Here is an 11,592-nt window from a genome sequence, read left to right on the forward strand (position 1 = left end):
GTGAAGACAACAAGGTCGTTACCAATGGTTCCAAAGTAACTGTAACTGATAAAGATGATGACCTTCCACGTAAGGTAACTTTCAGTAAGATCAACCAATACGGTACCGAAATTGGTAGTGCACAAATTCAAATTTTCCGAGGCAACGAGGCAACTGGTAATCCTGTAGCAGAATGGACTTCAGAAGTAAACAAATCACATGATTTAGAATTAGCTCCTGGAGTATATACTTTCCATGAAGCGACAGCCCCAGCTGGTTACCTAGCTGTTAAAGACATCACTTTCCAAGTGAACTTCGACGGAACGATAACAATTTTGAACGCTAATGGAAACACAGTAGAGTACAAGGATGGGAAGTTAGTAGTAACAGACCAAAGTATTCCAACAATTCCAAGTGTCCCAAATAAACCAAATAAACCAAACAAACCAAATAAACCTGATAAGCCAGGTAATAAAGATCCTAAAGATCCAGGCAATGGAAAACCAAAGGATCCGGATAAGAAAAATCCTAAAGATCCTGGTAAGACAAATCCAAAAGATTCAGAAAAACCACAAGAAAAAGATAAGACTAAGAATACTTTACCATTAACAGGTACAGAGCTTAGCTTTACACTTCTTGCCCTTGGTTTAACTATGATTGTTGGATGGGGAGTTTACTACGGGACTCGTTTTAAAAACTAAAACAAGAAACAAGTGTCAATGAAAATTGACGCTTGTTTTTTTATGTCTTTTACTTTTTTTATCAGAAATAAGTGACAGAACTGAACAGATAAAAATTGCTGATAACTGAAGAAAATTCTATGATTCTCCTAATTTTAGAAAAATCACTCATAAATATGAAAACGGCTTCATTCGTATTGAGATTATGCAACTTGTTTTATAAAATAAGGTGAAGAAAACTATAGGAATAGCTTGCTTCTATAAAAATGGAAGCGATTACTTGGTGGAGGGCCTTATGGAAAAAGGATATTGGAATCGTAAAAGAGTCTATAGCATCCGGAAATTTACTGTTGGTGCATGCTCAGTACTTATTGGAACTTGTGCAGTTTTGTTTGGAGCTAGTCTTTCTGCAGGAAACCCTGTTTATGCGGAAGAAGTGGCCGTTAACGCTAGTGCTGAAAGCGTCAAAGAAGAAGGAAAGATTGAGGAAGAGCACTCTGATAAGGCAGTTGCCACTAGTGAATCATCTGAGACTGCAGATGCTAGTCCAGCTCTTTCAACACAGGAAACTTTTCCAGAGAAAACAGAAGAGAATTCACCTAGTCCTAAGGTAGAAAAAGAGTTTTCTGAATCAGTAAAAAATGAAGTGAAAGAAATAAGCGAGTCCTCTGCCCAAGAAGGATCAGAAAAGGATAAGGTGAAATCTGCTACTGAGGAGGAAGTGAGTCAAATGATTGAGGATAGAAAGGTCAATTTTAATCAGAATTGGCACTTTAAATTAAACGCTAATGCTAAGGAAGCAATAAAAGATGAGGCCGATATAACTTCATGGAAAAAATTAGACTTACCTCATGACTGGAGTATCCACTTTGACTTTGATCATGACTCTCCTGCACAGAATGAAGGGGGCCAACTTAATGGTGGAGACGCTTGGTATCGCAAGCCCCTTAAATTAGATGAAAAGGATTTAGATAAAAATGTACGTCTGACCTTTGATGGGGTCTATATGGATTCGCAAGTCTATGTGAATGGCCAGCTGGTCGGTCATTATCCAAATGGCTATAATCAATTTTCATACGATATTACAAACTATCTTCACAAAGATGGCCGGGAAAATATCATTGCTGTTCATGTGATTAACAAGCAACCAAGCAGTCGTTGGTATTCAGGAAGTGGAATCTACCGTGACGTTTCTCTTCTTATCAGAGATAAGGTTCATGTTCAAAAGAACGGAACAACCATCTTGACTCCTCAGTTGGAAAATCAAAAAGATGGAAAGGTAGACACTCTTGTCAGCAGTAAGATTGCTAATACAGATGATAAAGATCATGAAATTACAGCTGAATACCAAATTGTGAGACGAGGCGGTGAAGCAGTAACAGAAGTGGTTCGTACTGCCAGTCAAAAACTGAAAGCTCATGAGACTAGTACAATTCAGACAAGGCTACAAGTTGAAAGACCAGAGCTGTGGACTGTGCTGAATGCTAAGCCTGCCTTGTATGAGCTAGTGACACGGATTTATCGTGATGGTCAGCTTGTTGACGCTAAGAAAGACTTGTTTGGTTATCGCTATTATAACTGGACTCCTAATGAAGGTTTCTCTTTGAATGGTCAGAGAATCAAATTTCACGGGGTTTCCTTGCACCATGATCACGGAGCCCTAGGAGCAGAAGAAAACTATAAGGCTGAGTACCGTCGTCTCAAGCAAATGAAGGAAATGGGGGTCAATTCGATTCGTACGACCCATAATCCTGCTAGTGAACAGACTTTGCAGATTGCGGCAGAGTTGGGATTGCTAGTCCAAGAAGAGGCTTTTGATACCTGGTATGGAGGTAAGAAGCCTTACGATTACGGTCGTTTCTTTGAAAAAGACGCCACTCACCCAGAGGCTCAAAAGGGAGACAAATGGTCTGATTATGACTTGCGGACAATGGTGGAAAGAGGTAAAAATAACCCTGCCATCGTCATGTGGTCTATCGGAAATGAAATCGGTGAGGCTAATGGAGATGCTCATTCTTTAGCGACTGTTAAACGTCTGGTCAAGGTTATCAAGTCAGTTGATAAAACCCGCTATGTGACGATGGGGGCAGACAAATTCCGCTTCGGTGATGGTAGTGGTGGCCACGAAAAAATCGCTGATGAGCTAGATGCAGTTGGTTTTAACTATTCAGAAGAAAATTACAAAGCCTTGCGTGCCAAACATCCAAATTGGTTGATTTATGGTTCTGAAACGTCTTCTGCGACTCGTACGCGTGGCAGTTATTTCCATCCAGAGCAAGAATGGGTTGGAAGCAATCAGTCTTGGCGAAACTATGAACAATCGGACTATGGAAATGATAGAGTTGGCTGGGGTAAAACGGCAACAGCTTCTTGGACTTTTGACCGAGATAATGCTGGTTACGCAGGACAATTTATCTGGACAGGAACAGACTATATTGGTGAACCAACTCCTTGGCACAACCAAAACAGCACTCCTGTAAAAAGTTCTTACTTTGGAATAGTGGATACAGCCGGCATTCCTAAAAACGACTATTACCTTTACCAAAGTCAGTGGGTTTCTGCTAAGAAGAAACCAATGGTTCACCTGCTTCCTCACTGGAATTGGGAAGACCAGGAATTAGCAGACAATGTTGCAGATGCTGAAAATAAAATACCAGTCCGTGCGTACTCCAACGCTACTAGTGTTGAATTATTCTTGAACAACCAATCTTTGGGACTCAAGAAATTTAACAAAAAAGAGACAAGTGACGGCCGTAGCTATCAAGAGGGGGCAAATCCTCAAGAACTCTACCTTGAGTGGAAAGTAGCTTATCAGCCAGGGACTTTGGAAGCAGTAGCTCGTGATGATCAAGGTAAAGAAATCGCCCGAGACAAGATTGTAACAGCAGGTCAACCTGCAGGTGTACGCTTGGTCAAGGAAGAGCATGCTATTGCAGCAGATGGAAAAGACTTGACCTATATCTACTATGAAATCGTAGACCGTGATGGCAATGTCGTGCCAACTGCCAATAACCTCGTTCGCTTCCAGTTGCATGGGCAAGGTCAACTTGTCGGAGTAGATAATGGCGAGCAGGCTAGCCGTGAACGTTACAAGGAACAAGCAGACGGATCTTGGGTTCGCAAAGCCTTTAACGGGAAAGGGGTTGCCATTGTCAAATCAACAGACCAGGCAGGGAAATTCACCTTAACGGCTCATTCTGATTTATTAAAATCGGACCAGGTGACTATTTTCACTGGAAAGAATGATCAGAAAGAAAAGACAGTTTTAGGAACGGAAGTGCCAAAAGTTCGTACAGTTTTGGGACAAGCTCCAAGCTTGCCAGCGACAGTTCCTTTTGTCTACAGTGACGGAAGTCGGACTGAACAGCCTGTGACTTGGTCACAAGCAGATGTTAGTCATTCAGGCATTGTAACCGTCAAAGGAGAGTCAGAAGGCCGTCAGGTAGAAGCGCGAGTTGAAGTTCTAGCCGTTGAAAGAGAGTTACCAGTTATCAAACGAGTAGCACCAGGGACAGATTTGAGTGCTGTAGATAAGTCAGTTGCTCTTGCCTTAACTGATGGGAGTCTTGAACATTATGATGTGGATAAATGGGAAATTGCGCCAGAAGATAAGGACAAACTTTCTGTTCCAGGTTCCCGCATTCAAATGACTGGTCAACTTGCAGGTACAAAGGTTTCAGCAACCTTACTGGTGACAGATAGTGAAGCAGAAGCACCTGTGAATCCAGTTGTAACTCTTGACGGTGATTCTGTAACAGGTCTAACCAGTCAGAAACCAGTTCATTACCATAGTCTAGCCTACGGATCTCAACTTCCCTTAGTAGCTGCGACAGCTGAAAATGCAGATGTCACAGTTGTTCAAGCTAGTGTTGCAAATGGGTTGCGGGCCAGCATTTATGTTCAGCCTAAGGATGGCGGTGCTCTACAGACCTATGCTGTTCAGTTCCTAGAAGAAGCTCCTAAAATTGAACGTTTGAGCTTACAAGTTGAGCAAGCGAATCATCTAAAAGAGGATCAGACTGTTCCATTAACTGTTTTGGCTCATTATCAAGACGGTACTCAGGCGGTCTTACAGGCTGATAAGGTGGTCTTCTCTACAACAGGAGAGGGAGAGCTGGCTGTTCGTAAAGGAATGCTTGAATTACACAAGCCTGGAACAATCACACTCAAAGCTGAATACGAGGGAGCAGAAGGACAAGTAAACTTGACGATTCAGGCTAATACAGAAAATAAAACGGTTCAATCCGTTCGTCCTGTTAGTGTGGTAACTGATTTGCATCAAGAACCAAATCTTCCAACCACTGTTACTGTTGAGTACGACAAAGGATTTCCAAAAGTTCATAAGGTTACTTGGCAAGCGGTGGCTAAGGAGGAACTTGATCGCTACCATACTTTTGAAGTAGTCGGAAAGGTCGAAGGTATTGATCAAAAAGCCATTGCTAAAGTCTCCGTTGAAGGGATCATTGCAGTAGAAGAAGTCAGTGTTACGACACCGATTGCAGAAGCTCCACACTTGCCAGAGAGTGTACGAACTTACCACTCAAATGGCCAAGTTTCGTCAGCAAAAGTTACTTGGGAGTCTATTACCCCTAGTCAATATCAAAAAGAAGGTGTCTTTACTGTGTCAGGACAGGTGGAAGGAAGTGCTTTACCAACCAAGCTTCATGTACGAGTATCAGCTCAAACAGAAAATGGTGCTAACATCTCTGACCAATGGACAGGTTCAGAATTGCCACTTGCTTTTGCTTCAGACTCTAACCCTAGCGATTTAGTATCTAATGTTAATGATAAAGTGATTTCTTATACTGATCAGCCAGCCAACCGCTGGACTAACTGGAACCGTCGTGAAGAAGATTCGGTAGGGGTTCTCTTTGGAGATTCTGGTATCTTGACTAAACGGTCAGTAGACAACCTAAATGTAGCCTTCCATGAAGATCACGGGGTAGGGGCACCTAAGTCTTATGTGATTGAATATTATGTTGGGCAAGCTACGCCAACAGCTCCAAAAAATCCTAGCTTTGTAGAAAGTGAAGAGCATGTCTTTAATGATGATAGCAATTGGAAGCCTGTAACCAATCTGAAAGCTCCAGATCAGCTTAAAGCAGGTGAAATGAATCACTTTAACTTTGATAAGGTAGATACCTATGCTGTCCGTATTCGTATGGTGAGAGCAGATGACAAACTTGGAACCTCTATCACAGAAGTTCAAATCTTCTCGAAACAAGTTGCTCCAGCTAAGCAAGCACAGACTAGGATACAGGTGGCTGGGCAAGATTTGCCAAACTTTAATCCGGACTTGACGGACTACTATTTAGAAGCCAAGGATGGGAAGGCGGATTCAGTAACCGCAAGCGTCAGCAACAATGGTCTGGCAACCGTTGTACCAAGTGTCCGCGAGGGAGATCCCGTTCGTGTTATCGTCAAGGCTGAAAATGGAGATATTCTTGGTGAGTATCGCATCCACTTTACAAAGGACAAAGATCTATTGGCACGTAAACCAATAGCGACAGTAAAACAAGCTCGCCTGCTCCAACTAGGTCAAAATCTAGAGCTACCAAGCAAGGTCCCTGTTTACTTTACAGGGGAAAAAGACTATGAAGTGAAAGATTTGGCTGTCGAATGGGAACCTATTCCAGCTGAAAGTCTATCAAAAGCTGGTCAGTTTACTGTTCACGGTCGTCTGGTTGGAAGCGACTTACCTGTTGAGCTAAGAGTTCGAGTGACTGATAAGTTAGGCGAATCTGTATCAGAGAATCCTTACTATGATGAGAATAGTAACCAGGCTTTTGCTTCTGAAACAAATGATGCTGATCCAGATTCTCATGATCGAGTGGATTATATCAACGACGGGGACCTTGATGAGAGCCGACGTTGGACAAATTGGTCAGCGACACCATCAGCTAATCCAGATGTTTCAGCAGGTGTTATCTTCAAAGAAAACGGTAAGATTGTCGAACGGACAGTTAATCAAGCCAAACTGCACTTCTTTGCCGATAGCGGTACAGATGCTCCGTCTAACCTAGTCTTAGAGCGCTATGTTGGTCCGGACTTTGATGTTCCAATATATTATTCAAACTATCGAGCTTATGAATCAAACCACTTGTTTAATAATCCTGATAACTGGGAGTCCGTTCCTTACAATATGAAGCAAGATATCCAGGCTGGTACAGAACTGACAGCAACCTTTAATGCTGTGAAATCCAAGGCTATGAGATGGAGAATGGATAGAAAAGCAGATAAGAATGGAGTTGCCTTGATTGAGATGACTTTCTTGGCACCAAGTGAGTTGCCTAAAGAAAGTACAAAATCAAAAATCTTACTTAATGGCAAAGAACTTCCAGACTTCTCTGCGGAGCGCTTAGAATATCAAGTGTCCTATAGTGGTCAACGTCCTAAAGTTACAGTAGAAGAAAATGACCAAGTGGCTTCGACTGTTGTAGATAGTGGAGATAACCGTTTGCCAGTCTTGGTTCGACTTCTGTCTGAGAGTGGTAAGCAGGTTAAGGAATACCGTATTCAACTGACGGAAGAAAAAACTACAGCTGGTAAGGTAGCAGCTGCAGTTCAAGAAGAACTTCCTCGTCTAGAAGTTGAAGAAAAAGCACTTCCTTATCAGACGATTGAAAAAGAAGATGCCAATCTCTACCTTGGGGAAACCCGTGTAGAAAAAGAAGGACAAAATGGTAAGGAAAGAATCTTCACTGAAGTTGCTTCAGACGGTCAGCGAGCAGAAAAACTACGAGAAGTGGTTCAAGATCCAATCAATCGCATCTTGCTTGTCGGTACTAAGAAAGGAACAGCTCTTCCAGAAGATGATATTAAAGATTTGGTTCTCTATAGACCAGAGCTTCTGATAGAGGAAGAAGAGATTGATTTCCAAGTGCAAGAGCGAAAGAATGATATGCTTCCAGCTGGTCAAACGCGTATTATCCAAGAAGGTCGTAAAGGTATTCGTGTGAACTTAGTCGAGCTTGAAAATGGCAAACGCACTCTTAAAGAAAGCTACAATAAATTAGAAGCACAAGATCAGATTCTAGAAGTGGGAACAGCCCTTTCAGAAGAGAAAACAAAGTCACAAGATACTTATACAGCTCATTCACAAACTTCTGGGCAAGACAAAGATCAGATTCTAGAAGAAAAAGTTCAAGGCACCAAAGCTGTGAAAGAAGAGCGTACAGAAGCTAAATCTGAAGAAGCGAAGCTTCAAGCAGAAAAAGTAAAATCAACTGAAAAAGGCCACTTACCGAATACGGGAAGCCAGCCAGATCAAGCAGCGATAACCACGGGCTTAGCTCTCTTGGGCTTAGGCGCGGGTCTTGTAGCAGGGAAACGTAGAAAAGAAGACTGAGATTCAATGATAAGGTAAGAGGACAGTTAGTTGAACTAGACGAAGAGATCAGGGAATTATCCCTGATCTTTTTTATGTAAATACAGCCCTTTTAGTAAGCTAAGTCTAGCAAGATAAGGTTCATATTGACTTCTTGTGTTGAAAGATGACAAAATTGTAAGCTTTAACAGCCCAAATGAAAGGTTAAGTTATGGAAGCGAGTTTAAAAAAGCAGTATCCTTATAAGTGTAAAGGAAAGGGAAAGAAAGTTTCCCTTGATAAAAGCAAATGTTATAAAGGAGGCCCACTATGAAAACTAAACTTTTTAACCAAGACAAACGTCCTCTAAAAGCACAAAAGATTTCTAAAGAAGAAATCGAGAAGACTCGCTTAGGCTGTGCCTCTAGTCAATATTACTTCTGGTTACAGTATAGTCATTAAGGAATATTAAGTTCCAGTTTCTATAAAGAGAAAGTTTGTCAAAACTTTCTCTTTATACAGTTAAAGGCTAAAGATGACAAAAATGTAAGATTAGAAGTAAGATTGTAAGGTTAGGTTATGGAAAGCCGAGTGCAAATTCGGTAGAATAAGATTATCAAAAGAAAGAAGTGTTTAGAATGAAAGTATTTAAAATCAGCCAAAAGAAAGACAGACCTTCCATTCGGCCAAGTAAAAAAGAAATTGAATGGACGAAATTCGGATGCCAGGCCAATCAGGTAGCTCAAGAAATGTACTTAGGATTTTAAAGGAGAAGTTATGAGTTTATTAGATGTACAACACGTAAAAAAGATTTATAAGACCCGTTTTCAGGGCAATCAAGTAGAAGCGCTAAAGGATATCCACTTCACAGTGGATGAGGGTGACTATGTGGCCATCATGGGAGAGTCTGGCTCAGGTAAGTCAACACTCCTCAATATTTTAGCCATGCTGGACAAGCCCACAGAAGGCCAAGTCTTTCTGAATGGAACAGATACAGCGTCCATCAAAAACAGCCAAGCATCCAGCTTCCGTCGAGAAAAACTTGGCTTCGTCTTTCAGGACTTTAATCTGCTGGATACCTTGTCAGTAAAGGATAATATCCTCTTGCCTTTAGTGCTTTCTCGACGTCCCGTCACCGAGATGATGCAAAAGCTAGTCACCACTTGTACTGAATTAGGCATTAACAAGCTGCAAGAGAAGTTTCCTTATGAGATTTCCGGTGGTCAGAAGCAGAGGGTTGCGGTTGCGCGGGCTATCATCACTGAGCCAGAGATTTTGCTGGCAGATGAGCCAACAGGTGCACTGGATTCCAAGTCATCGGCTGCGCTTTTGGATGTTTTTGACGATATTAATGACCGAGGTCAGACCATTCTCATGGTGACCCACTCGACATCAGCAGCCAGCCGTGCCAAGCGGGTACTCTTTATCAAGGATGGCATTCTTTATAATCAAATTTTCCGTGGTGACAAGACAGAACGTCAGATGTTCCAGGAGATTTCTGATACTTTGACTGTCATGGCAAGTGAGGTGGGTGCTCATGATTAGATTAACCGGTAAGCTTGCGCTTTCCAATCTGGTGAAAAATCGTAAGCTCTATTATCCCTTTGCCCTCGCGACCTGTCTGGCAGTAGCTATTTCCTACATCTTTTTCTCTCTGACCTTTAATCCCCATTTGGCAGAAATGGTTGGAGCGAGTGCCGTTTCCATGGTCTTGGCTCTAGGATTAATTATTGTTAGTATTACCACATCTATTATTGTTTTTTATGCCAATAGTTTTGTCATCAAGAACCGGTCCAAAGAATTAGGACTCTATAGTATGTTGGGGCTGAATAGGTTTCATCTCTTTATCATGGTGGTCATAGAGTTGATAGTCTTTGGGCTGGTGACACTTCTAATTGGTTTGGGGATAGGTCTCTTATTTGACCAGTTGATTTACGCTTTACTGCTGAAAATCATGGATCTGAAGGTAGTTTTGGCTTCAACTTTTCAGCCTCTAGTACTATTCCTAGTCACTTTCTTCTATGGCTTTGTATTTTTCTTCTTGATGATTAAAAATGGCTTGTATTTGAGAAAATTAGATGCCCTCCAGCTCGTCAAAGAAAAAAATAGTGGCGAAAAGAAAAGTCGCTTCCTAGGTCTACAAACCATTTTAGGTTTAGCCTCTCTTATTTATGGTTATTACTTGGCATCAGGAGTAACCAATCCAATAGCAGCAATCCTTGTGTTCTTTGTTGCAGTTCTCTTTGTCATTTTGGGAACTTATCTTCTCTTCAATGCTGGAATCACGAAATTTTTACATTTCTTACAAAAGAGAAAAAACTATTATTATCAGCCCAATAATATGATTTCGGTGTCTAACTTGATCTTCCGAATGAAAAAAAATGCTGTTGGTCTGGCAACAATTACAATCTTGTCAACCATGGTTCTGGTGACCTTGTCTGGCGGTGCTAATATCTATGCTGGTGGAGAATATATGCAAAATGCCATGTTCCCTCATGATATCAGCCTACAAGGAAAAGGTGTGAATAGCCAGCAAATAGATCAAGTCTTGACAGAGTTTTCTCAAGAGCAGAACTTACCCGTGACTAAAAAAGCTGTCTATCAATACTATACTATGGGAGTCAAAAGTCTAAATGACAATCAGCTGGACTTATACCCAAGTACTCAAAAAGCAGTAGCACCTAATATCTATATCTTGGCTGTCTCTGAAGCGGTTTATCAAGACATGACTGGAAAGTCACTTAATCTTGAAGAAAATGAAGTGGCAATATTCCAACAAGGTTTGAAACTGAAAGATCAAGAAACGCTGACAATCGCTGACCAAACTTTGAAAATCAAGAAAGTGTTAAAAGAAGACTTTATTTATGGTCATTTACCAGATCAGATGAATATGATTGTTCCCGGGAAAATCTATATGGTGGTGAAAGATCCAAGTAAGATCTTCGCTGGCTTGATGGAAAAATATGCTGTCAATAGTAACTATTACGGAGGTCTGAATCTGGATCTGCCAAAAGACCAGCAAAGTAAATTGAGAGATGCCTATCAAGAAAAGCTCAGTGCCTATAATACAACCCTGCCTGAAAATCATGCGGTCTATGGATCAGTATCGACTTCTGATAAACAAGAAATCAAGGGGATGCTGGGAGGTATGTTCTTTATCGGAATCTTCTTATCCGTTGTCTTTATGCTTGGAACTGTACTCATCATCTATTACAAGCAGATATCTGAAGGGTATGAAGATCGGGATCGCTTTGTGATCCTGCAAAAGGTCGGTTTAGATGAAAAACAAATCAAGCAAACCATTCGTAGACAGATCTTGATAGTCTTCTTCCTACCTTTGGCCTTTGCCTTTATCCATCTAGCTTTTGCTTACCATATGCTAAGCCTCATCTTATCAGCTCTTGGAGTACTCAATGCAAGCTTAATGTTAGCAGTAACCTTGGGAGTCTGTGCAATATTCTTTATCAGCTATATTATTGTCTTTGCGATTACATCGCGTAGTTATCGTAAAATCATTTCAATGTAAGAAGTTGGGTTTGCCAACTTCTATTTTTATACAGCTATTATGCTTTACAAAGTAGTGAAAGGGTGTTATACTAAGTGTAAGAAAGCTAGTATGTATTGCAT

The 11,592-nt window shown here is 41.2% G+C and carries 6 protein-coding genes; all 6 read left to right on the forward strand.

Going from position 1 to position 11,592, the window contains the following annotated elements; translation table 11 throughout:
• On the forward strand, positions 1–680 hold a 680-nt coding region (locus AWH02_RS06030; protein ID WP_145762184.1), incomplete at its 5' end, for an LPXTG cell wall anchor domain-containing protein.
• Positions 681–954: 274 nt separating this feature from the next.
• Positions 955–8,007, forward strand: coding sequence for an LPXTG-anchored adhesin/beta-galactosidase BgaA (gene bgaA / locus AWH02_RS06035; RefSeq protein WP_060553319.1), 7,053 nt, complete (start codon positions 955–957; stop codon positions 8,005–8,007).
• A gap of 288 nt (positions 8,008–8,295) precedes the next feature.
• Positions 8,296–8,427 carry a hypothetical protein gene (locus AWH02_RS11255; RefSeq protein WP_008809422.1) on the forward strand — a complete coding sequence of 44 codons (132 nt, stop codon included), beginning with the start codon at positions 8,296–8,298 and terminating at the stop codon, positions 8,425–8,427.
• A 176-nt stretch (positions 8,428–8,603) separates the two neighbouring features.
• Entirely contained in the window at positions 8,604–8,732 is a 129-nt protein-coding gene (locus AWH02_RS11260; RefSeq protein WP_260471235.1) for a hypothetical protein, read from the forward strand.
• A 10-nt stretch (positions 8,733–8,742) separates the two neighbouring features.
• Entirely contained in the window at positions 8,743–9,510 is a 768-nt protein-coding gene (locus tag AWH02_RS06040) for an ABC transporter ATP-binding protein (protein ID WP_060954912.1), read from the forward strand.
• Positions 9,503–11,491, forward strand: a complete 1,989-nt coding sequence (locus tag AWH02_RS06045; RefSeq protein ID WP_060553321.1) for an ABC transporter permease — start codon at positions 9,503–9,505, stop codon at positions 11,489–11,491. The genes AWH02_RS06040 and AWH02_RS06045 overlap by 8 nt, the downstream gene beginning before the upstream one ends.
• The last annotated feature ends 101 nt before the right edge of the window (positions 11,492–11,592 follow it).

The organism is Streptococcus gordonii, from assembly GCF_001553855.1.
In the GTDB taxonomy this organism is placed as follows: Bacteria; Bacillota; Bacilli; order Lactobacillales; family Streptococcaceae; genus Streptococcus; species Streptococcus gordonii.